Origin of the sequence: Streptomyces sp. 8N114, from assembly GCF_052245835.1 — a bacterium.
GTDB lineage: Bacteria > Actinomycetota > Actinomycetes > Streptomycetales > Streptomycetaceae > Streptomyces.
In genome coordinates this window covers 177,056-199,140 of sequence record NZ_JBQQBT010000007.1, presented here as the reverse complement: position 1 = coordinate 199,140, position 22,085 = coordinate 177,056, and the positions used below count along the sequence as shown (strand labels likewise).

Below are 22,085 nucleotides of genomic sequence, written 5' to 3'. Positions count from 1 at the left end.
AGGGGCCGGCGTTCGTCGGCGTACTACGGCCGACCGCTCTGGAACTTGGCTGTCCGCTGCCCGGGAGTCTGCGGGGTGCCGCACCCGCCCGGGGGCCGTGAGCACAAGTCCAGGGAAGGATGTAATGGTTGAACTGCTCTAGACAGTGACTCCACGCTGGCGGCATGGCTCCCACCTCCCCGAACACCCCGTCAGACGACGACCGTTGCCCTGTCTGCCAGCAGCCGACCCCCGAGGAGATGCGGTGGTGGACACTGCGGTCGCATCACCGCACCTCCCAAGGCGAGGTCGAATACTGCGCCGGCGGCTGCGGCTGCCTCGTCCTCCTGGTCAACGGCGAGATCCTCAAGGCCCTCCCCCGGCCGCCGACAGCCCCCACCAGCACGCCGTAACCCGGGGGCCCGGAACGCACTCACGCGATCGCTGCCCCCCACCTGTCGGGACCCGACTCCCGCAGCCGCGCCTGTCCACCGGTCGGCCGTATCTCCGGGGCAGTCCGGGCAGCCGCTCGGCGTACGTACGCCGGGCGGCTGCTCAGCAGAGGGGAAAGGCCCAGCCGCCGGGGTACCAGGGCTCGCGTTCGCCACGGAAGGCCGTCGAGGCGAGGGAGAGCGCGCCGGGCCGTAGTTCCTCGACGAGCCCCGAGGCGGAGAGGGCGGTCAGCGTGGTGCCGCCGAGGAAGACGGCACCGAGCTCCGCTGCCGTCAGACGCAGATCGGCGGGGGCGGTCGTGGGCTCACAGACCGCGGTCCGACCCTCCGCCTGCAGCCGGTGGCGTCCAGCGTTCCATGGGCAGAAGTCGTCCCGCACGTCCAGGACGAGGTCGAGCGGGCAGGCGTAACTCCGGCCGGACAGGGCCCGGTCGACATCGACCGGACGCACCCAGAGGCGGTCGACCGGTGCGGCCCGGACTGCTCGTGGATCGGTCAACAGGTGCGGCAGCGGTTCGTCGACAGCTCCCTCGTAGTCGATCCAGGTCGCCAGGTCGATTCCGGCAAGGAAGCGCCACAGCGCCGCGTACGCCTGGCGAGAGAGCGCTGCCAGCTCCACTACCTGCACCATGCCGGCGCTGCCGCCGAGTCCGTCCGGCGCGGAGCTGTGCCGATAGAGCGCGTAGCCGGTGGTGCGGCCGTCGCTCTCCTGGTGCACGGCGAAGCGCAGCGAAGTTGCTGCGCCGCGCCGGTGCGGATGGTCGGCGAGGCGCACCGCCCAGTGGACAGCCTGTCGGTCGGGCCAGCCGACAGTCTGGGTGCGGACCCGGTCGTAGACCTCCTCGAGGAGGGGTCGGCCCTGATCTGCGTGGTGCAGTCGGACGGTGCCGTCCCCGAAGTCGGTGTGGGGACGGAAGTGCATGGCACGTCGGTCGCAACGCATCGGGTTCCCGAGTGTCGCGGGGCCGTAGCCGTAGCGTCCGTAGATCCCGGCCTCGGAGGGGCGGAGCACGGCGATCGGCTCACGCCGGTGCTCGTACAGGTCGGTCAGCTGGGCACGCATCATCGAGGTGAGGATGCCGCGGCGGCGATGCGTCGGGGCCACGCCCACAGAGGCGACACCCGCCACGGGCAGGACACCGCCGGGCACGGTCAGCACCCGACTGTAGACGGAGGCTCCGGCAACCGGCACGCCCTCGTCGAAGACGGCCAGAGTGCGACCAAGGTCTGTCGCGGCTCGCTGGTCGGCCAGTTCCTCCTCGGAACGGTCCATGCCATAGGTGTCGGCGATCATTCGCGCCCAGGGCACGAATTCCTGCTCAGCGACGCTGCGAAGCGGGAACGGCGGCGTAGTCACCGAACATGTGTACATCACGGCGAGGCGAGCGGGGAATCGCTTACCCGCGCTCGGGCAGGGTCGGCGGTGGCGTGGCCCCAACAGGGCAGACTCAGCGTGGAGGACGAGACGAGATCCTGCGCCTCCAACTCGGCAGTGGCGACGGGTTCGAGTGGTGCCGTTCCAGTGCTCGTTGCGTCACTCGGCGTGGGGCACAGGGGCCTCAGGCCGCGTCCCAGAGGTGCCCGAGGGTCAGTAGTTCGTCGTGGTACTCGATCCGGTCCGCCCATTCGCTCGGCCAGGCGTCCGCACCCAGGTGTGCACCCGCGAAAGCGCCGGTCAGGCAGGCGATGGAGTCGGAGTCGCCGGAAGTACAGGCGGCCCGGCGTACGGCAGTGAGCGGCTCGTCGGGGAAGAGCAGGTAGCACAGCAGAGCGGTGGCCAGGGCTTCTTCGGCGACCCACCCCGCACCCGTGAACGTGCACGGATCGACCTCCGGGTCCGGTGCCCGCAGGGCCTCGTCCACCCGGTCCAGGACGGCCAGGCACTCGTCCCACCCGCGCTCGGTGAACTCGGCCGCACTGTGGTCCTGGGCGAACTCCCACAGGTCGCCCAGCCACCACTCCCGGTAGACGGAGCGGTTCTTCCGCGCGTAGTCCCGCAGTGTGCCCACGAGTTCGGCCGGCCGCGTCCCGTCCGCGAGCAGACGTACCGCGTGTGCCGTGAGGTCGCTGGCGGCCAGCTCCGTAGGGTGCCCGTGCGTGAGCGCGGCCTGCAACTGCGCCACTCCCGACCGGGTCTCCTCCGGCAACCCCGGCATCAGCCCGACCGGCGCCACCCGCATGTTCGCGCCGCACCCCTTGGAGCCGGTCCGGCTGGCCTCCTGCCAGCGGCGCTTCTCATGACTGAGCTGCTCGCACGCCACGAGGCAGGTGCGTCCCGGCGCCCGGTTGTTGTCGGGCGAGCGCCACCAGTCGACGTACTCCTCGCGGACCGGCCGCACCACCCGGGCCGGCGCGAGCGGCCCCCGCTCCCCCGCGGTACGCAGCCCCCGGCCCAGGGCGAGGGTCATCTGCGTGTCGTCCGTGACGAACGCGGGCGCGGGCAACTCCATCACCCGCCAGGGGCCGCACTTGGCGAGGATCTGCGGAACGTCGTTGAATTCGGTGGGGAAGCCGAGTGCGTCCCCGATCGCCAGCCCGACCATCGCCCCGACCGCGGCCCGCTTGCCCCCTGCTTGGATGTTCATCCGCCCATTCAAGTCACCGAGATGGGTGGTGGCCACCGCTTTCGCCGGGAGCAGTTCGACAGAGCGGCGCGTGCCTCATGTGTCCGGTGCGCGCCGGGTTTGCACACCGTGCGGCGGGGCGCACGTGTTGGTGTGGAAGATGCCGAGCGGAGGTGTGGTGCTGGTGGCGTGGCCTTCGATGTCGGCGCCGGGGAGAGGTGGACACAGCGGGGGGAAGTTGAGAATCTTGCCGCGCCGCGAGAGCCGAGGCGCTGCATCCGCATCATCGCCGGACCCGCGGCAGGTTGCGCAACCATTCCGACCCGTCAGGTGTCTCCAATGCATGCGTCCTTGCGGCGCTTGGTGGACGCCTTGGCTTGAACGAGGGAGCAATGCAGATGGCCGTAGGGGGTCCGCGGGGGGAGCCGCCCCGCGGTGGAAACCGCAACCATCCCGTACCGCCCCCTCCGTACGTCCCGCCACCCCCGCCGCCCAACTACCCGCATCCGCGACCTCCGTATCCTTACCCCCCGCGCCCGGTGCCGGTGCGGCGGACCGGGCCGCTCGCGCGAGCGTGGCGCGCGGTGGGACCGATCGGCGTGGGGAGGCGGGTCTTTCTGCCGTCGCGGCCCGGGCGGATCGAGGACGCCGGGGTGAGGCGCATCCAGAAGATCCGCACCATGGTGGGTCTGGGCGCCTTCATCTGGGTGTCTCTCTCGTACCGCCTCGCGGAAAACTTGAACGACGCGGCCAAAGACCGCTTCAACCAGTCGTGGATCACCGTTCTGGCCTTGTCGGTCACCTTCCCCGTACTCGTCGGGATACTGGTCGCGCTCGCCCGGCCCGCCCAGCGCAGGGAACTGCTGCGGCGTGCGGGCCGGCCGCTGGGCGCGATCGTCGCGATATTTGCAGGCATGTTCCTCTTCCCGTTGCAGGTGCTCACGGGCTTCGGGAACGGACTTTTCGCGGGCAATCTGCCCATGACGATCGTTGAGCATACGGCCACGGTGGTCACCATCGTCTGGGTGCTGCCCTTTGTGGTCTACGGCATCTCGATGTCCCTCGTGCATGTCTTCCGTACCGCCGATATCCACGAGACCGTGCCGCCGTTGATCGCGATGACCGTGGTGTGGGAGATGCTGCTCGTCGACGTGTTCACCGGCGCCTACGCGGGTGTTCCCGGGCCCTTGCGGATGATCATGCTCGTGGGAGCGCCGATCTCGGTGACCGCGGTGGGCCTGTGGGAACTCCACCGCCTGCGCGTTCACTACGGCCTGAGGCTGCGCGGGGCGCTACTGCGCTGAGGCGGCAACTGCCCGTACGACAGTCGAGGCCGAGGGCGTGTGCTTCGTGCCGTTCGGCGCCGCCCTCGGCACCGTCGGCGGGGGCCGACATCGGCGGACGGGTCAGCCGAGACGGAACCGTTGGTGCCTCTTGTTCTCTTCGGCCGGCGACTTGTTCTCTTCCGCCGGCGACTGATATCTCATCCGCGCTTGCGGAGATACGCCTCCAGCTCGGCGGCCCCGGTCAGCATCGCCCGCCCGCGGGCGGACAGTCGGCTGCGCCAGTCGCCCAGTGCGGCCTCCAGCGGCTCCAGCCCGCCAGCCGCCCGCACTTGGGCGATCAGCGGTGCGATCTGCTCCAGCAGGTAGCCGCCCCGCCTGAGCTGGTGGGCCAGCCGGGCGTCCCGTACATCGGCCTCGTCGTAGACGCGGTACCCGGTCAGCGGGTCGCGGCGCGGGTGCACCAGCCCGGCGCGCTCCCATTTGCGCAGCGTCGCGGGCCGGATTCCGAGCTTGCCTGCCAGCGGCCCGATGAACGTGTCTCCGGGCTCGGACACCGCGGCCGGCCCGGACGCCGTGGTGGGCCCGGACGCCGTGGTGGGCTCCAGGTCGCGGAGGGCGCTCTCCACGGCCTTGAGGGTCCCGCGGTCGTCGAGGAGTTGGGCGTGGCTCTCGTCGATGAGGCGGAACGCCTCATCGACCGCGCCCTCGTTGACGGCCCGCATGATCGACGCCGCTGTCTGGTGGCCGTGGCCGGGCACCAGGGCGAGGAACGCGCGGAGGGCCTGCGCGTGCAGCGGGGTGTAGGTGCGGTAGCCGTGGGGTGTGCGATCGGCGGCCGGAAGGATGCCGGCCTCCTCGTAGTTCCTGATCGCCTGGGTGGACAGACCGTGCCCGCGCGCCAGATCAACCGGCCTGAGCCGCTCGCAGTTTTGAAAGTTTCTCCCCATGAGCCTGACGATATCGCGGGAGAGTTTCCACGGAGGGTTCAACGATACCGTTTAAGGCATGGCTACTGACATCAAGGACACCGTCCATGCCGTCGAGGCTGCCGCCGTCCTGAGGCTGCTCCCGGCCCGGCCGCGGCTGCTCGCCCTGGGCGAGCCCACCCACGGCGAGGACACTCTGCTCGACCTGCGCAACGAGCTGTTCCAGCAACTCGTCGAGCAGGAGGGCTACCGGACGATCGCGATCGAGAGCGACTGCATGACGGGCCTGGTCGTGGACGACTACGTCACTACGGGCACGGGCACCCTCGACGAGGTCATGGAGCGCGGATTCAGCCACGGTTTCGGCGCGTCCGCGGCCAACCGCGAACTCGTGTGCTGGATGCGCGCCTACAACGTTCGCGCCGACAACGACGGCCGACCCGCGTCCGAGCGACTCCGCTTCGCCGGGTTCGACGGCCCGCTGGAGATCACCCACGCCGCGAGCCCCCGGCAGGCCCTCATCGCACTCCACGGCTACCTCGCGGCCCGGGTCGACGCGGACCTGCTCCCCTGCACCGCGGAAACGCTCGACCGCCTGCTCGGCACCGACGACCGGTGGACCAATCCCGACGCGATGATGGACCCGTCCCAGTCCGTGGGGCAGTCGGCCGAGTCCGGCCAACTGCGACTGCTCGCCGACGATCTGGTGGCGCTGCTCGACGCGGAGACGCCGCGCCTGCTCGCGACGACTTCGCGGGACGACTGGGACCGGGCGCGCCTGTACGGGCGCACAGCGGCCGGCCTGCTGCGCTACCACCACTGGATGGCTGACACCTCACCGAGCCGCATGACGCGGCTGTGCGCGCTGCGGGATTCGATGATGGCCCACAACCTCCTCGCCATCGCTGCCCGGGGCCCGGCACTCGTCCACGCCCACAACTCCCATCTCCAGCGGCACAAGAGCTCGATGCAGATGTGGCAGGGGCCGGTTGAGTGGTGGAGCGCCGGTGCGCTGGTGAGCGCCCAGCTCGGCGAGGAGTACGCCTTCGTGGCCACAGCCCTCGGCACGATCCGGCACCAGGGAGTGGACACACCACCGCCGGACACCCTCGAAGGACTCCTCTACGCGCTCCCGGAGGACCACTGCGTCATCGACGCCCCGCGGCTGGCCACCGCCCTCGGCCACACACGGCCCGCGCCCCGCGTCTCCCCCTGGTTCGGCTACGCCTCGCTCGACCCAGCCCACCTGGACCGCATCGACGGGATCGTGTTCATCAAGGACGTCCCACAGAGCTAGAGCCACCATCAGCAGTCCGGACAGTCGGGGCGCCTCAGATGCCGGGGGCGTCCCGGCCGTCAACGGCGCATATGACCGCCTCAGCGCCGGGCGCCCCCCGGTGCCCAGCAGACTGGTGCTCCCAGATGGCCTCCGGCGACGGCCGGACCGGACCGGTGTCCCGGCACACATCCCGCAGCGAGACGACCTTGCCCGCTCCCGGGCGGTGGTGGGTGCATCGAACGCGATCGGCGCCGCGCTGCCGAGAACAAGTTGCCGAAGCCGCCGAGAAACCAACCGCCTTGCCTTGGACGCCGTCCGCGCCACAACCGAGCACAACCAGCAACGCCGCCACCGCGACGAAGTGGCTTACGCCGAACTCCGCGGCGTCCGCGCCGATACCGGCCAGGTGCACGAGGAACTGCACCTCGCCCTGCTGCTGTGCCGCGTACGTTCACCGGGTTCGGCTGGCTGACCAGTCAACAAGGTGACCATGACGATAGGCTCTGCGGTGATCACAAGCATGGACCTCGGGGTGGGACGTTGACGGAGGCGGAGATTCGCCATATCGGCCCGTTCGAAGCCTTGGAGCATCTGTTCGCGCTGTGGCTGCCGCGATGGCGGCTGGCGGTCGTCGGCGGCGAAGCTCCCCCGTCCTATGAGGAAGAGTGGACTGCCGCGCCCTCCCTGGCCAAGGTGTCGGATTACGGGGTGTTCCCGTCGACGTTCACCGACCCTGAGGGGCGGCGACATCCGGTGGGTGTTGAGCGGTTCGACATCCATGACCCGGACGAGACATCTGTCAGCCCCTTGCACGCCTCGTGGGGCCTGCCGGACGCCGGCGCGGAGCAGCCGTTCGCGTTGCTCATCGAAGCATTGGAGTCGGGACCCGAGGGCTTGGACCAGCGAGGCCGGGCGCTCGCGGGTTACCTGAGCGGTTACCTGGCAGCAGACGGTACGGACCTGCTGCGGATCACCGTGTCCGCCGAGCCGGGCGGCCCCGCACTGGACGATGAACTGCACCTGCTGGTGCGCTCCGGCAAGAGGACAAGGCGGCTGGCACTGGCCCCCGCTGCGGTCGCCCCCGAAGCCGACGATGCGCCCGCGTACCGGATCGCCTGCGTCACGACACTGCTCAGCGAATTCCTCCAGATCAACAACACCGACGCCGTCACCTTCGAGGTGGCCTTCGGAACCCATGACATCGACCTGAACGTCGCCGACCCCGACGCCGCCTTCCGCGCGGGCTGGACCGGAGACGAACACTGGCTGATCGCAGAGGAGGGCGACGACGACACCGACGACGTCCTCTGGGCACTGGACGCTGACTCACTGAAGGCCGTGCTGACCGAGTCCGAGCTGAACATGGTCGCGGCGGCCCGGGCCCAGACCCTGGTCTGGGAGTTCGACTCCACGACGCCCGAGATCCCCGGCGACGAGCTCGTCTCCTGGCTGGCCCGCGACCTCCTCGAAACCCTCGTCACCGAGACCACCGGGGCGTCCGGAATCCCACCCCTTCTCGCCTACGCCAAGAACTTCCCCCTCGAATCGGTCCTGTACGGCGAGGCAGATTCCTGCCTCCTCCTGGTCGGGCCACAACGCACCGCCCTCATCTACATCAGCGGCTAAGGCTTGTCCGACGGGTCATGCGCGAGTGGTTCGCCAACGGACCGGCACCGGAAGAGCGCTGAGCCGCGGCGGACGGTGGACCCGGTCACCGGGTGGTGGCCGCCCGGACTGCCGCTGCCATCGGGGCGACGGACGAGAGTGCCCCGAGCACCGTGAACTGGTGGCTGCCCGGCAGAGCGCGCATGGCGGGGAAGCAGTAGGCGAGGCCGCAAGCGACTGCGCTTACGGCCGTGGCCCCGAGTCCCAGGAGCAGGCTGTCCCTCCGGATGTGCCCGGACAGATCGGGGTCGGCACCGAACCAGCCGACGAGGCCCATCGCGAAGATGGCGCCGATCGCCTTGGTGAACAGCCAGAACAGATAGCCGAGGGACAGCAAGGTCACGGCCCACAGGGGCACGCCGAGGGAGATAGCGCACGTCTCGCTGCTGGTGCCGGTGGCGAGTTGGTCAGGCCGGTTCATGAGATCAGTCTGGCCGCCGCAGCCGGCCGCTGGATGAGTACGGGCACTCGTCCCGCCTCCCCGGCCACTGGGAGCGGGGAACGGGGAACAGGGAGCACAACCCATGAGTGTGGCTGACGTGCGGCGACGGCTGGGAGACGCAGGTCACATGTGTCCGTGTCACAGGGGATCGGGCTACCCCGTCTCAGGGGGTGTAGCCACTGACGACCACAGAGGAGCACACCATGGACGCGCGACTGAACTACTTCGCCGACCCGACCGCCGGCAAGGCCCTCAAGCATTTCATGTCGGCGGGCAAGGCGCTCAAGGACTCGTCGCTGCCGACCGCCACGCAGGAGCTCTTGGCGCTTCGCGTGAGTCAGATCAACGGCTGTGCCGTCTGCATCGACATGCACACCAAAGAGGCCGCCGCTGCCGGCGAGACCTCGGTGCGGCTGAACCTGGTCGCGGCGTGGCGGGAAGCCACGGTCTTCACCGAGGCCGAACGTGCCGCGCTGGAGCTGGCGGAGGAGGGGACTCGGGTCGCGGATGCCGCCGGTGGGGTCAGCGACGAGGTGTGGGCACGCGCCGCCAAGCACTACGACGAGGAGCAGCTCACCGCCCTGGTGATCATGATCTCCTTCATGAACACGGTGAACCGGCTGAACATCATCACCCAACAGCCGGCCGGCGATTACGAGCCGGGGCAGTTCCACTGAACGGCATCGGCAACAGGCTCGGGGCCCGGCTGCGGGCTCCGGGCCCCGGTCCGAGCGGCTTTGCTCCGGTCTGCCGGTGGGCCGGATGATCAGCAGTAGATGCCCGCACCGGCGAGTTCGGCCGGGTGGGAGGGCTTCACGGGGAGGGGATGCGGCGTGAGCAAGGTCGAGGAGTTCGAGGAGCTGCGGCCGCTGCTGTTTTCGATCGCGTATCGGATTCTGGGCAGTGTGGGTGAGGCCGAGGACGCGGTGCAGGAGACATGGCTGCGTTTCGACCGCTCGGCGACCCGGCCCACGTCGACGAAGGCCTTTTTGTCGGCCACGGTGACGCGGATCTCGATCGATGTGCTGCGCTCCGCGCGGGTGCGGCGGGAGGAGTACGTGGGCCCGTGGTTTCCCGAGCCGCTGCTGAGCGATCCGTATCAGGACCCGGCGCGGTCGGTGGAGCTGGCGGACTCGGTGTCGATGGCGTCGCTGGTGCTGCTGGAGCGGCTCAGCCCGCTGGAGCGGGCAGTGTTTGTGCTGCGGGAGGTGTTCGCCTTCGGATTCGACGAGGTCGCTGCGGCGGTGGGGCGTTCGGAGTCGGCATGCCGACAGCTGCTGGTGCGGGCGCGGCGGCATATGGATGCCGGACGCCCGCGGTTCGAGGCGGACCGGCAGGAGCGGCAGGAGTTGGCGACGCGGTTCTTCGATGCGCTGAAGGACGGCGATGTGGGCGGACTGCAGGAACTGCTGGCCGCCGATGTCCAGCTGGTCGGGGACGGCGGCGGCAAGGCTCCGCAGCTGGCCAAGGCCGTCATGGGCGCGGAGAACGTGGCCCGGGTGCTGGGCATGTTCTTCCCCCAGCTGATCCGGATCGACGTGTCGTTCGAGCCGCACGAGGTCAACGGCCAGCCTGGCGCGATCTTCCGCGACCGGGACGGCAAGGTGCTCCACGTCTTGGCCCTCGATGTGCTCGACGGGCAGATTCAGACGATCCGCGGGGTGATCAACCCCGACAAGATCGGGCACCTCGGGCCGGTGGCCGACGCCTGGGCCATCGACCGCGAGGTGAAGCAGGCCCGCAGGCGGCCGAACTGACCTCGGGAGGGGCGTGCTTGTTCCACTGCTGACCCTGCGGCAGCAGGTCGGTGCCTCGTCGCCTCGCCCGTGGGGAAAGTCAGGAGCGGTCCTGACACAGGCCGGGGCGAGCTGCGTAGAGGGTGAGCACCATGCGCCCCGCCTTCTCGCGTGCACAGACGTGGAAGTTCTGCTTGAGGACGTCCCGCTTCGCGCGCTCCTGAGCGTTCTCCGGGTCCTCCTGCTTACCGTTCGGCGGGTCGCTCAGCACCAGCAACCGGTCGACGGCCCGAACGCGAGTACGGATGCGCTCGGCAGGGAGCTCCACCCCCCACAACGTGCCCGAGCGGCGGGGGGATTCGGCCTGGGCCAGGTCACGCAGTCCGCGGTACTCCTGGGGGTGGGACAGGCTGCCCTCGCGCCGCCGCCACGGCGTGAACAGCACTCCGTCGCCGGTTCGCGTCATCCGCGCCACGGCGGCCGCGGTCGCGTTGGTGTCGTCCATGTGGACCTCGGGCCGCCGCACCTGCAGCCACGCGGGCAGCAGGCCCGCCAGTACGGCGACGACCAGCACGGCGACGAGCACCGTGGGCAGCGCGCGCAGCGCCCAGTCGACGGCGCCGCCCGCCAGCAGCGCGAGCCCGATCGCCGAGTACATGACGTACCGGTCGGAGTAGAGCGGGTGGACGAAAGACACCAGCATCAGCACGGCGGACGGCAGTACGAGGAGGAAGAGGCCAACCGTCCGCAGGTCAACCGTCCGCAGGCCGACCGGACCCCGCGTCGACAGCCCCCGCGCGGTCGGCCGGACGCAGGCGAACAGGGCGCCCGGCGCCACCATGATGCCGAAGCGCAGCAGTTCCATCCCGCTGGGCGGCTCCAGGGACGCGATCTGGGCCTCCTGCTGCTTGCTGATCAGCGCCAGCGGCGCCAGCACAACGGCGACCGCGAGAGCGCCACGCGCCCAGGACCACAGCACCGTACGGGGAACCCGCGACTTGAGCAGCGCGGCACCGTGGGCGAGCAGGACGAGCACCGCGAACTCGTGCAGCAGACAGCCGACGGACAGCACGGACGCATACGCGCACCAGATCCGCCTGCGGGGCTCGTCCACCGCGCACAGCAGCAGATACGTGGCCCAGGCGACCGCCGCACAGACGAACGCGTAAGAGCGCCCTTCCTGTGCGTACTTCTGCACCATCGGCAGCAGGGGGAAGGCCATCCCTGCGGCGAGCCCCGCCCGGGGTCCGACCAGCCGTCGGCCCACCAGTGCGACGCCTGTGGCAGCGACGGCCATGGCCAGCACGGAGGGGAGCCGCAGGGCGAGGAGCCCGCCGTCCCACACGGCGTAAACGCCGTGCATGAACAGGTAGTAGAGGCCGTGCACCGCATCGATGCTGCCCAGCAGGTGCCACAGTTCGCCCAGGCTGCGGTGCGCGACCTGGTACGTCGTCGACTCGTCCCGCCACATGGAGTTCTCGCGCCGGATGCCCCACAGCCCCATGCCGAGCATGAGCGCGGCGGGAACGAGGGCGACCGCCACGAACTCGGTACGGGAGGGCGCGCGCTTCCCGGGCGGACCGTGGGAGTTCCACACGCCGGAGCCGTCGCCGAGGGCTGTCGCGGACCGGTCGGCGGCAGGCGTGACCGCGGTGGTGGTGGCCATGGTGGAGGGAGCTCCGTTCATGTGGAGGGATGTCCGCGCAGGCGTGGGCAACGCCCGGGCGCGGTGGTGGGGCACCGCTCGACTCAGGGCGAGGGGCGCCGCTTACGGCCGGTGGCGGATCCGGCGCAGGCAGAAGAGGGTGAGAGCGGCAGCCGCGACCAGGCAGATCCCGGTCTCGATCCACTGGAGGGGCCAGTAGTGGCTGTAAGGGTGGACCTCCGCCCATTGTTTGACGACGTCGTTGTCGGTCAGGCAGCTGGAGAGGGTGTTGTCGTCGATGTACTTGTCCGAGCACATCCCGTCTGGCACATGCCGCCCGGACCGCAGCAGGAAGCCCGCGGAGTCGTCTCCCTGCCACCAGGTGTCCAACGGCTGGGTGTCGCCCAGCAGCATCGGCTTGGCGTAGACGGTCTCCGGCGGCATCACATGGGGCAGCGCGCTCACCAAGGCGAACTGCGCGCCTACGGTGCCGGCCAGGGTCAGCACCATGGCGGGCAAGGTCCGCCGCAGCAGCAGACCCGACATGGTGCCGAGGACCAGCGCCAGCAGGGCCACGCCTACGAACACCGGTCCGCTGGTGAAGAAGGACACCGCCACGTACCAGGGGTTGTGCACCGTGTTGGTCCCCGTATACGACTGGAGATCGCGCACGACATGGTCCACGGACCCCCACCACCACCGGTACACGGCAGCCAGCACCCCGGTCATGGCCACGGTTCCGGCGGCCAGCAGGGCGAGCTGGTGAGCGAGCCAACGCTCGGGGCCGTACGACTGGGTCCACGACAGCTTGTAAATGCCGGTCTCCCGCTCCCGTGCGATGAGCGGGGCCCCGACGAAGACGCCGATCAGCACCGGCAGCGCGAGGAGTACGTACCCGCCGAGGGACAGCGGCTCGATCACCTCGCTCTGGAGGCGGCTCATCGCGAACTCCGGTGGCGTCTTGCTCACGGAGTCCGACCGGGGAAGGCCGCAACCGTGGCCCACGCAGGGACCGATGTCGTACCTGTCGACGAAACCGCTCAGCTCCGCCCGCTGCCATACGAAGTACGAAACGACCAGCAGGAACAGCACGGCCGCCGCGCCGAACGCGGCCCGGTGCTGCCGCCAGGTCAGCCAGGTCAGGCCGCGCAAGCGAGGGCCGACGGCGAACCGGGAGCCGGTCCGGGAGACGAGGGCACTCATGCAGCCACCTCCCCGGCGTCCGGAAGGCGCACCCGCGCACTGGGGGTCAGCTGCGGCGGAGCCTGCGGGGAGCGCAGGTAGCCGAGCAGGATCTCCTCCAGCGTCGGTTCGGCAACCACCCACGCGTCGCCCGCGGGTGCCTGCTCTGCCCGTACGAGGGCCGTGAACTGGCGCCCTGTCACCCGCTGTTCGACCACGGTGTACCGGTCCAGGTCGGGCGGCGGAGCCGCGTCCCGCCGCAGTGCGCCGGTGACCATGTGGTGGGAGGCCAGCAACGTCTCCGTCTCACCCGCCAGCCGTATCCGCCCCTCGCCGAGCAGCAGCAGATAATCGCAGACCCCGTCGGCCTCGGCGAGCACATGGGTGGATATCACCACGGTGGTGCCGTGTTCGGCGGCCTCGGCCATGAGGGCGCTCATCATCCGGCTGCGCCGCAACGGGTCCTGGTCGGACAACGGCTCGTCGAGCAGCAGCAGTTCGGCACGCTTGCCGAGTGCGAGGGCAAGCGCCACACACGTGCGCTGGCCGCCGGAGAGGGAGCCGACGCGCGCGGTGAGCGGTACGTCGGCTTCCGCCACGACGCGCTCGGCCGAGGCTTGGTCCCAGCCGGCGTTCAGTTCGCGGCCGAGCCGCAGTGTCTCGGCGACGGTGAAGCGCGGGTAGAGCGGCTTGTCCTGGGCGACGAAGGCCACTCGCCGCCGGGTGCCCGGGGCGGACGGCGGCTCGCCGAACAGCCGCACCGTGCCGGCGTCCGCTGCCGCCAGGTCGGCGGCCAGCGCGAGGAGGGTGCTCTTGCCGGAGCCGTTCGGGCCGACGAGCGCGCAGATCCGCCCCGCGGGGAGCCGGAACGTACAGTCCCGCAGCGCCCAGCGGGTCCGGTACCTCTTGGTGAGCCCCGCTGCCTCGACGGCACCTGGGGCCTCGGTTGTGTCAGTCACTCGCTCTCCCCGTTCGCAGGATCTGTGGTGCGGGGCGCGCCGTCGCCGAGGCGCTGGTCACGGCCCTCGCCGAAGCACTCGTCCAGGACGGAGGCGACCAGTGCGGCGATGTCGTCCCTGTCGAGCCCGGCGGCGCGGGCCTGCTCCGTCCAGGCGCTCAGTTCGGCACGCAGCGGCGAGTCGGGGCCGGCCTCGGGCCGCGCCAGCGACCGCTGGACGAAGGTGCCGAGCCCCGGCCGCGGTTCGACCAGCCCCTCCCGCTCCAGTTCGCGGTACGCCTTCAGCACGGTGTTGGGGTTGATCGCGGTGGCCGAGACGACCTCCTTGGCCGTGGGCAACCGGTCCCCCGGCTTGAGCAGGCCGAGGCGCAGCGCCTGCTTCGTCTGCTGGACGATCTGCAGGTAGGTGGCGACGCCGCTGCGCCGGTCGATGCGGTACTCGACCACTTCCACCACCATTCCACTAATCAGTTAGTGGAATGATGATGCGGCTCGCCCAACTCCCCTGTCAACCGAGCTCTTGGGCGGCGTACGCACGAATCGGCCCCGCTCTCCCCCGCGTTGGGAAGGGACGGGTCAGGCCCGCAGGCACCGATGGGAGCCTCTGCGCGGACCCGGTGGAACCTGGTCCGAACCGGAAAGCAGGGCGCGTAGGACGTGCTGCTGTCAGCTCATATTGCGCTGCCTGCCGGCGGCTCGCGCTTCCCAGGTGTCACTGTCCGAGACATAGACGGAGATGGGCTGGTCGAACCATCCAGCGGCCTCGGGGAGGTCACGGACCATCGCGGGGATCTCAGGCTCGAACCTCAACACGGCCAGCGCCTTCCAGCCGTGAGGGATCACGTCCAACGCGACTCCGAACTGCTGGGTGACCGCCACGACAGTCGTGGTCACCGAGACGACATCGCTCTCGTCGGAGCGTCGGAAGCAACAGTGGAAACTTCTACCCACCGGCACATCCGCGTAGTTGTAAGAGAGGAAGAGGGCTTCCTCCTTCGCGGAACGCCGGGGAAGCCCTTGACCAATGGCCGTGAGAGCACCCTCGTCGGCACGGCTCTCGATGAGCAGAACGCGTTCAGCAAGCGGGGTGTCCTCTTCAGTCCTCATGGAGCCATTGTCGTGGCTCTCTCCTGCGCTTGCCGTCGAAGACCACGGTCTGGAAGTGCCCCGTCTTCGGGGACAGTTCGCGCTCCGACGTCAGGAACCGTGTGGGTTCCGGCGCGCTGCGAGCCAACGGCCGATCACGGTGGGTGAGGTCAGGTGCGGGATATCAGCTTGATTTCGTGTATGACTTGGCCGACCTTGCCGATCGCCTTCACCGGAAGGCTGAAGACGAAACGCACGGGACGTTCACGGGCGTCGGACCGAAGCTTCGCCGGGAGTCGGCCAATGCGGTCGCGGAAGTCCCGTGTGTACTGACCCAGGACCAGCTCCCTGGGCATCGCGGTGGTTCTGCCGCAGTTGTCACAGACGATCGTCAGCAGGCAGCCGTGGACATAGGTGAGCCGATGAAGCCGCTCGCCACCGCAGGTGCATTCCAGGTACGCGGTCTCCGTATCGGTCTCGATCATTGTCGGCTCCTTGGCTTTCTCGGTGCCCCACCGCGCTGTCGTGCAAGGCGTGCAGCAACCGGTCAGGATCGCGGTGGCGCCCGGCGCGGCCGTTCCACGCGCCGGGTGACAGACGCTGTCAGCTGAGAGTGATCGAGCCGCCCCGGTCGGTGTGCACATACGTGAGCATAAGATTCACGGACGTGAAAAGAATTGCACGGACATCGCTTCCCTGTCCAGGTCCGCGCACCACCCACCGCCGCAATGCGCCCTGGTCGCATACAGGTGGTAAGGCCCTGCCCACCTGGGCCGTACCACCGGAAGGCCATCCACCATTTCGAGCGTTCCCGGCCCGACGGTCTTCCTTCGCGTCACCGTCACACATGCACACTCTGCGGTCGGCGGCCGGATACACACCGCTTTCTGGCCGAACTCCACCCTGCTGCTCTCCGAGGGGAACACCCGCTGGTCGGGTGTGCAAGAATCTGGGCAGATGTGAAGAAGCGCAGGCGAAGGGATAGGCATGCCGGCGTCCCGCGAACACGACTTGCTGGTGAAGGCCGCACGGCTCTACTACCAGGACAATCTCTCGCAGCAGCAGGTCGCCAGCGCCTTGGGGGTCAGCCGCTCCAACGTCTCACGCATCCTGGCCGCCGCACGTGCCCAGGGGATAGTGGAGATAAAGATCAACGATCCGGCCGGACGTGAGCTGGACCTGGAGGAGCGGCTGCAAGCCGCTTTCGGAATGTCGGCCTGCCGTGTGGCCTCGGTGAGCGACGACGAGTCGGCGCTCACGAAGGTGGGAGAACTGGCGGCCAGCTGGATACTGAGCACGGAGCAGCCCGGCGCCGGCATCTCGCTGTCCTGGGGGCGCACGCTGCAGGCCATGGTGCGCGCCGTCCCGGCCGAGCAGAAGCTCCCGGTGGAAGTGCTCCCCCTGGTCGGTGGGCTTTCCTCTGTGACGTCGGAGATCACCGGCGAGGAGCTGGTGCGCGAGCTGGCCGACCGCCTCGGCACCAGCTACCGGCGACTGCACGCGCCCGCCTTGCTGGGAACCAAGGCATCGCGGGACACCCTGATGGCAGAGCCGTCCATCATCTCCGTGCTGGACGCAAGCCGTAAGTCGTCCGTGGCCTGCGTGGGTATCGGCGCGGCGGGGGTGGGGTCGTCGGCAGCCGTCATCGACTCGCTCAACCTGAGCGACCGCGAGCGGGCGGCCTTCGAAGCGGCGAAGCCGGTGGGCGATGTGTGCGCCCGGTTCTTCGACGAGGACGGCAACCCGGTGACCGGAGCCGTGCAGGACAGGGTGCTGGCCGTCTCGCTCGAAGATCTCCGTCGGATTCCGACCGTGGTGGGCCTGGCCGCGGGTGTCGAGAAGGCCCGCGGAGTGCTCGGCGCGCTGCGCGGCCAGTACGTGAACGTTCTCGTCTGCGACACTCCGCTGGCCGAGGCGCTGCTTTCCGCAGCCGCTCGGTGACCGTCCGGGTACCTTCCGGCCCCTGTGACGCGGCCCGGTGGGCCCCTTCGGGCGGACGTACCAGCGCACGTCTTGCGAAGTCCGGCCGGAGACCCAACTGCCCGCCGGGCTCCGGGCGTCAGATCTTGACGTCCTCCCGCACGCGACTTGTCCGCCGAACCAGGACAGCACGCTGCCGCCGCGTCCACCGGCAGGCAGGGCCAGGAAATGTGGACGAGCGGCAGCGCGTTCAGGGGCCACCGGCGGTGGCGAGGATGGGGCCTGATCACCCCCATCCGAACCAGCTCGGTTCGTCCAGACGCCGCTGCACCGCGATGAGCAGGCGGGCGGCGTCCAGGCAGTCGCCGACCCGGCGATCGACGGTGAGGCCGACCCGGCAGCGGGTGCGGAGCTCCACAGCGTCGGCGGCGGGGACGACTTGCGGAGCCACTGTTCCTATCGAAAGTACGGTGGCCTGGGGCGGGGTGAGCAGCTCCTGGAAGGCATCGACGCCCATGTCTCCGAGGTCGTACACGGTGGTCGTAGCCGTGGTCAGGTGCTGCAGGGGCACCCTGCCGCTGCGCGCCTGGTCGGCCAGGCGCCCGAGGCTCTCGTCCAGTTCGTCGACGGGCAGTTGGTCCGGGTCGGCCAGCACGGGGGCGAGCGGGCCACGTTCGGTGTCCACCCTCATGGCCACCGCGACAGCGGACCACACCTCGCTCCCCTCCCCCGTCCATCGGGCGTTGAGCGGGCTGCCGCGCAGGGCATCGGCGTACGCCCTGACGATCAGGCTGGACCAGCGGAACGTCCCTCGGTGTGCCACGAGGGCTTCGAGGTCGAGGTCGCGGTAGACGACGGCTTGCGGGATGGCGGCGCCGGCACTGGTCTGGCGGGCGACCGTCGTACGAGATCTGCGGCGCGCTGTCGGCGTGCCGGTGCCGGATGCCTGGCTGGGCGGTGCGGGAGTCGCGTGTGCTGTCGGCCGGGGGGCCGTCTCCACGTCCGTGACTCTGATGGTCCCGCCCGGTCCGGTGCCGATGAGCGTCGCGGGGTCCACGCCGAGCTCGGTCGCCCGTCGTCGGGCAAGCGGCACCATCGGCACGCGTGTCGAGGCGGAGGGCGCCACCGTGGGCCCGGGGATGGCCTGCTCGTGCGCGGGCTGCTCCGGCGCGGGCAGGGAGCCGTCGGGTGCAGGTGGTCCTGGGAGGAGGTCACCGAGCAAGTCGTCCGCTGAACTGGCGAGGTACGCGATCGGCTCGCCGACGGCGACCGTCTGCTCCGGCTGGGCCACCAGGCGGAGCAGGGTGCCGTCGACGGGGGACTCCACCTCCATGTCGACCTTGTCGGTCATCACTTCGCAGACCACGTCACCGGAGCGGATCACGTCGCCTTCGGCCTTGTGCCAGACGAGGAGGACGCCTTCCTCCATCGTCATGGACATTTTGGGCATGACCAGCGGGATCTCGGTCATCACCACGACCTGACCAGGCGGGTGGCCTCGGCCACGATGTCGGGGACCTGCGGCACCGCCGCGCGCTCCAACTGCGGGGCGTAGGGCACCGGCACGTCCAGGCCGCTGAGCCGCCGGATCGGGGCCCGCAGATAGCCGAATGCCTCGGAGTCGGCGATCCGCGCGGCGATCTCTGCCATGTAGCCGCAGTTCTGCGGAGCTTCCTGGACCAGCAGGGCCCGCCCGGTGGCAGCCACTGCCGAGATGATCGTTGCTTCATCCAGGGGGACGAGAGTGCGGGGGTCGATGACCGTTGCCGTGATGCCGTCTTCGGCGAGCTGCTGGGCGGCTTCCATGGCCCGGGCCACCATGACACCGGTGGCCACGATGGCCAGGTCCTGGCCCTGGCGGCGAACAGCCGCCTGTCCGAGGGGGATGCGATCGGCGCCGGCGGGCACCGGGCCGGTCTGCTTGTACAGCAGCTTGTGCTCGAGCACGATCACCGGGTTGGGGTCGTCGACGGCGGCGAGCAGCAGCCCTTTGGCGTCGGCAGCGGTCGCGGGCATGACGACCTTCAGCCCGGGTATGTGGGCGAACCAGGTCTCCAGGCTCTGGGAGTGCTGGGCGGCGGCGCCGGTGCCGGAGCCGCTGGGGGCACGCAGCACCAGGGGGACGCGCGCTGCACCGCCCAGCATGAAGTGGATCTTCGCGGCCTGATTGGCGATCTGGTCCATGGCCTGAGCCGTGAAGTCGGAGAACTGGATCTCGACCACCGGCCGCATACCGGCCAGCGCGGCGCCGACCGCCGCGCCGACGATGCCCAGTTCGCTGATCGGTGTGTCGCGTACCCGGTCCTCGCCGAAGCGGTGCACCAGGTCGCCGGTGACGCCGAAGGCACCTCCGTAGACGCCGATGTCCTCGCCGAGGAGGAAGACACGGGAATCGGCCTGCATCGCTTCGGCGAGGGCCTCGCGAACCGCTTCGGCGTAGGTGATGCTGCGCTCTGCCGGGTCGTCCGACGACGGCTGGCTCGTCGGCCCGGTGCTCGGGAGTGTGGTCGTCATCGGTGGTTCTCCGAGGGTCGGTCGGGTCCGAGGTCAGTCGGCGTAGACGGCGGAGGTGAGTTCTGCGGCGCCGGCATCGGGGGCGGCGTTCGCGATGCGCACGGCCTCGCGCACGGCCTCCCGTGCGTCGGCCTGGCACTGCTCGGCCTCGGTCTCGGTGATCGTGCCGACGTCCAGCAGAGTGGCCGCGTAGCGGGCGATCGGGTCCTGCTCACGCCACCGTTCGATTTCCTCGCGGGTGCGGTAGAGGTTCTTGTCGCTCTTGGAGTGGCCCTTCCACCGGTAGGTGACGGCTTCCACGAAGGTGGGGCCGCCGCCCGCCCGGGCCCGTTCGACGGCGGTGCGGACGGCCTCTTGGACGGCGGGCACGTCGTTGCCGTCCACCGTCACGCCGGGGATGCCGTAGCCGGCGGCGCGCTCGGCCAGGTGTTCCACGCGGAAGGCACGCTGTACGGACATCGACATGCCGTAGTTGTTGTTCTCGCAGATGAACACCACGGGCAGATCCCAGACGGCGGCAAGGTTGACCCCCTCGTGCCATGCCCCCTCGTTGACAGCGCCGTCCCCGAAAAAGCTCAGCGCGACCCGCTGTTCACCGCGCAGCTTGCTCGCCAGCGCGGCGCCCGCCGCGATGGGGACACCGCCGGCGACGATGCCGTTGGCCCCGAGGTTGCCCGTCGCCACGTCGGCGATGTGCATGGATCCCCCACGGCCACGGCAGTAGCCGGTTTCCTTGGCGAGCAGTTCGGCCATCATGCGGTCCAGCTGGGCGCCGCGGGCGATGCAGTGTCCGTGGCCGCGGTGCGTGGAGGTGATGTAGTCGCCGTCCCGAAGTTCGGCGCAGGCACCGACCGGTACGGCCTCCTGACCGATCGACAGGTGCATGGTGCCGTGCATCATGCCGCGGGCGAAGAGGTCGTCGACGGCTTCCTCGAACCGGCGGATCGTCCACATCGTGGTGAGTGCGGAGCGGGCGGCCTCAGCATCCTTGATCAGATCCATGGCCTGTTCCTCCTCGTGCGGCCAGGAACCCTGTTCCTCGTCATGCGGCCAGGGACTCGGTCGGACCCGCCACCGGCAGGTCGATCCGCTGCCCGGCGAGCAGCCGGTCCTGCAGACGCCGTAGCGTCGCGATCATGGTGTTCTGGTCGATCCGTACGTCCTGGGAGGTGAGCACGGTTCCGGCCGGGACGTCGCGCAGTACTTCGGCTCCACTGACCAGGCCGAGGGGCACCAGATCCTGGTCGGCGGCCGTCCTGGCGCTTTCGGCGAGGCCGTACACCGTGGATCCACCGATGCCGTCGACGCGTTCGCCTGTACGCAGATCACGCTTGGCGACCGCGACCACCTCGGCGTTCCACACTGTGGGGGCGAGGCTCGCGGTCCGTTCCAGCACCGCCTCGGCCACCGAGAGCGGGGCTTCGACACTGGCCAGGTGGAAGGGCCGATAGAAGGCGTAATAGGGACCTTCCCCCATCGTCAGGTACTTCATCTCGGCGGTGACGACCGGATCGGTGCAGTGGCCGATGACGAACACACCGGGCGCGACCGGGCCGGTGCAGTAGTCGACCACCCCGGTGCCGGGGAGCACTCCCCCGTCTTCCTTGGGGCGGAACGCCCAGGCCAGGTCCTCGACCGTTACGCGGGGCCCTGTCATACCGCGCTGGCTGATCTGCAGGTCGGTCGCATTGGCCAGCGCGACCATCTCGATCATCGTCTTGGAGCCGTCGACAAAGCTGGCCAGCATCTTGGGGTTCATGTGCTTCGCCTCGGCCTGTTCGGCCAGCGCCTCGGGGGTCGCCGTCGGGTCGAGGGGGTTGTTCTTGCCCTTGCCTGCGCAGACCACGTCGAACCCGATGTCTCTCACGTACTCCACCAGAAGCTTGCACTCCACGGGTTCGTCGCCGCGGCAGACCGTGTAGACCCGGCCCGTCTGCTGCGCAACCGTCGTGAGCAGCAGGCCGATCGTCACGTCGCACTCCACATTGAGCAGCGCGATGTCCTTGCCCGCCAGAAGTCCGAAGAAGCCGACCGACGCACCGACGTCCGGCACACCGCTGGCGTCGACGATGATGTCGATCGGGAGGGCGACCAGGTCGAGCGCGTCGGTGACAACGACCGGCTGGCCGCGCAGCACCGCCGCGGCCCTTTCGCCGGGCGTACCGCCGGAGAGCGCCACCCCCCGCTGGGAGCGCCGGAACGCCTCGTGACCGCGTTCCGGAGCGATGTCGGCGATTGCGGAGATCTCCATGCCCGGTATGCGCGTCACTTGGGCGACGAAACCGAGACCCATCTGTCCGGCGCCGACCAGTCCCACCCGGACCGGTCGCCCGAGCTCCAACTCGCGTTGCCGCAACTGATCGATGTAGCTCATGCTCCGGTCCTTCCTGTGCCCTGTCGGTGCCCACCGACGGGCGCCATTTGCACATTGGTGCAAACTGTATGCACTTA

Annotated in this window: 22 protein-coding genes; 8 read left to right on the top strand and 14 right to left on the bottom strand. The window is 69.7% G+C overall.

Annotation, left to right across the window (positions count from 1 at the left end):
• Window positions 1-164 precede the first annotated feature (164 nt).
• Window positions 165-392 carry a hypothetical protein gene (locus tag ACTWQF_RS17585; RefSeq protein WP_443280348.1) on the top strand — a complete coding sequence of 76 codons (228 nt, stop codon included), beginning with the start codon at window positions 165-167 and terminating at the stop codon, window positions 390-392.
• Window positions 393-534: 142 nt separating this feature from the next.
• On the opposite strand, the gene ACTWQF_RS17580 is transcribed toward ACTWQF_RS17585, so the two are convergent.
• Window positions 535-1,788 carry a GNAT family N-acetyltransferase gene (locus tag ACTWQF_RS17580; protein WP_443280347.1) on the bottom strand — a complete coding sequence of 418 codons (1,254 nt, stop codon included), beginning with the start codon at window positions 1,786-1,788 and terminating at the stop codon, window positions 535-537.
• 202 nt (window positions 1,789-1,990) lie between these two features.
• Window positions 1,991-3,016, bottom strand: a complete 1,026-nt coding sequence (locus ACTWQF_RS17575; RefSeq protein WP_443280346.1) for an ADP-ribosylglycohydrolase family protein — start codon at window positions 3,014-3,016, stop codon at window positions 1,991-1,993.
• 563 nt (window positions 3,017-3,579) lie between these two features.
• Here ACTWQF_RS17575 and ACTWQF_RS17570 point away from each other — a divergent pair.
• Window positions 3,580-4,299: a hypothetical protein gene (locus ACTWQF_RS17570; protein WP_443280345.1), complete on the top strand. Its 720-nt coding sequence runs from the start codon at window positions 3,580-3,582 to the stop codon at window positions 4,297-4,299.
• A 179-nt stretch (window positions 4,300-4,478) separates the two neighbouring features.
• Here ACTWQF_RS17570 and ACTWQF_RS17565 read toward each other — a convergent pair whose 3' ends face one another.
• A complete protein-coding gene (locus ACTWQF_RS17565) occupies window positions 4,479-5,228 on the bottom strand; it encodes a TioE family transcriptional regulator (RefSeq protein WP_443280344.1) in 750 nt (249 codons plus the stop codon).
• Between the two features lie 58 nt (window positions 5,229-5,286).
• Between ACTWQF_RS17565 and ACTWQF_RS17560 the strand changes: the two genes are divergently transcribed.
• From ACTWQF_RS17560 to ACTWQF_RS17550, 3 genes are all read left to right on the top strand, one after another.
• On the top strand, window positions 5,287-6,504 hold the full coding sequence (locus tag ACTWQF_RS17560) for an erythromycin esterase family protein (protein ID WP_443280343.1): 1,218 nt from the start codon (window positions 5,287-5,289) through the stop codon (window positions 6,502-6,504).
• A gap of 286 nt (window positions 6,505-6,790) precedes the next feature.
• Window positions 6,791-6,958 (top strand): hypothetical protein, encoded by a 168-nt coding sequence (locus ACTWQF_RS17555; protein WP_443280342.1) that lies wholly within the window; start codon window positions 6,791-6,793, stop codon window positions 6,956-6,958.
• A 68-nt stretch (window positions 6,959-7,026) separates the two neighbouring features.
• Complete coding sequence (locus tag ACTWQF_RS17550; protein ID WP_443280341.1) at window positions 7,027-8,112, top strand: hypothetical protein; 1,086 nt, start codon at window positions 7,027-7,029, stop codon at window positions 8,110-8,112.
• An 85-nt stretch (window positions 8,113-8,197) separates the two neighbouring features.
• Here ACTWQF_RS17550 and ACTWQF_RS17545 read toward each other — a convergent pair whose 3' ends face one another.
• On the bottom strand, window positions 8,198-8,572 hold the full coding sequence (locus ACTWQF_RS17545; protein ID WP_443280340.1) for a hypothetical protein: 375 nt from the start codon (window positions 8,570-8,572) through the stop codon (window positions 8,198-8,200).
• Between the two features lie 224 nt (window positions 8,573-8,796).
• Between ACTWQF_RS17545 and ACTWQF_RS17540 the strand changes: the two genes are divergently transcribed.
• Together ACTWQF_RS17540 and ACTWQF_RS17535 are read left to right on the top strand one after the other, a co-directional pair.
• Complete coding sequence (locus ACTWQF_RS17540; protein WP_443280339.1) at window positions 8,797-9,270, top strand: carboxymuconolactone decarboxylase family protein; 474 nt, start codon at window positions 8,797-8,799, stop codon at window positions 9,268-9,270.
• Window positions 9,271-9,426: 156 nt separating this feature from the next.
• Window positions 9,427-10,350: an RNA polymerase sigma-70 factor gene (locus tag ACTWQF_RS17535; RefSeq protein ID WP_443280338.1), complete on the top strand. Its 924-nt coding sequence runs from the start codon at window positions 9,427-9,429 to the stop codon at window positions 10,348-10,350.
• A gap of 79 nt (window positions 10,351-10,429) precedes the next feature.
• On the opposite strand, the gene ACTWQF_RS17530 is transcribed toward ACTWQF_RS17535, so the two are convergent.
• The 6 genes from ACTWQF_RS17530 to ACTWQF_RS17505 all read right to left on the bottom strand — a co-directional run bounded on the left by ACTWQF_RS17530 (window position 10,430) and on the right by ACTWQF_RS17505 (window position 15,685).
• A complete protein-coding gene (locus ACTWQF_RS17530) occupies window positions 10,430-11,995 on the bottom strand; it encodes a glycosyltransferase family 39 protein (protein WP_443280337.1) in 1,566 nt (521 codons plus the stop codon).
• A gap of 102 nt (window positions 11,996-12,097) precedes the next feature.
• The gene (locus ACTWQF_RS17525) at window positions 12,098-13,177 is read right to left on the bottom strand and encodes a translation initiation factor IF-2 (RefSeq protein ID WP_443280336.1); all 1,080 of its coding nucleotides are present in this window, start codon (window positions 13,175-13,177) and stop codon (window positions 12,098-12,100) included.
• Window positions 13,174-14,115, bottom strand: coding sequence for an ATP-binding cassette domain-containing protein (locus ACTWQF_RS17520; protein WP_443280335.1), 942 nt, complete (start codon window positions 14,113-14,115; stop codon window positions 13,174-13,176). The genes ACTWQF_RS17525 and ACTWQF_RS17520 overlap by 4 nt, the downstream gene beginning before the upstream one ends.
• Window positions 14,112-14,573, bottom strand: a complete 462-nt coding sequence (locus ACTWQF_RS17515; protein WP_443280334.1) for a GntR family transcriptional regulator — start codon at window positions 14,571-14,573, stop codon at window positions 14,112-14,114. The genes ACTWQF_RS17520 and ACTWQF_RS17515 overlap by 4 nt, the downstream gene beginning before the upstream one ends.
• Before the next feature lie 207 nt (window positions 14,574-14,780).
• The gene (locus ACTWQF_RS17510; RefSeq protein WP_443280333.1) at window positions 14,781-15,221 is read right to left on the bottom strand and encodes a hypothetical protein; all 441 of its coding nucleotides are present in this window, start codon (window positions 15,219-15,221) and stop codon (window positions 14,781-14,783) included.
• A gap of 149 nt (window positions 15,222-15,370) precedes the next feature.
• Window positions 15,371-15,685: a hypothetical protein gene (locus ACTWQF_RS17505; protein ID WP_443280332.1), complete on the bottom strand. Its 315-nt coding sequence runs from the start codon at window positions 15,683-15,685 to the stop codon at window positions 15,371-15,373.
• Between the two features lie 502 nt (window positions 15,686-16,187).
• On the opposite strand from ACTWQF_RS17505, the gene ACTWQF_RS17500 reads away from it, so the two are divergent.
• A complete protein-coding gene (locus ACTWQF_RS17500; RefSeq protein WP_443280331.1) occupies window positions 16,188-17,141 on the top strand; it encodes a sugar-binding transcriptional regulator in 954 nt (317 codons plus the stop codon).
• Between the two features lie 265 nt (window positions 17,142-17,406).
• On the opposite strand, the gene ACTWQF_RS17495 is transcribed toward ACTWQF_RS17500, so the two are convergent.
• From ACTWQF_RS17495 to ACTWQF_RS17480, 4 genes are read right to left on the bottom strand one after another with little or no spacing between them, the layout of a single operon-like run.
• A complete protein-coding gene (locus ACTWQF_RS17495) occupies window positions 17,407-18,591 on the bottom strand; it encodes a dihydrolipoamide acetyltransferase family protein (protein WP_443280330.1) in 1,185 nt (394 codons plus the stop codon).
• Window positions 18,591-19,634 (bottom strand): alpha-ketoacid dehydrogenase subunit beta, encoded by a 1,044-nt coding sequence (locus tag ACTWQF_RS17490; RefSeq protein ID WP_443280329.1) that lies wholly within the window; start codon window positions 19,632-19,634, stop codon window positions 18,591-18,593. The genes ACTWQF_RS17495 and ACTWQF_RS17490 overlap by 1 nt, the downstream gene beginning before the upstream one ends.
• A gap of 33 nt (window positions 19,635-19,667) precedes the next feature.
• Complete coding sequence (locus ACTWQF_RS17485; RefSeq protein ID WP_443280328.1) at window positions 19,668-20,636, bottom strand: thiamine pyrophosphate-dependent dehydrogenase E1 component subunit alpha; 969 nt, start codon at window positions 20,634-20,636, stop codon at window positions 19,668-19,670.
• Between the two features lie 40 nt (window positions 20,637-20,676).
• Window positions 20,677-22,008 (bottom strand): NAD(P)H-dependent oxidoreductase, encoded by a 1,332-nt coding sequence (locus ACTWQF_RS17480; protein WP_443280327.1) that lies wholly within the window; start codon window positions 22,006-22,008, stop codon window positions 20,677-20,679.
• Window positions 22,009-22,085 lie beyond the last annotated feature (77 nt).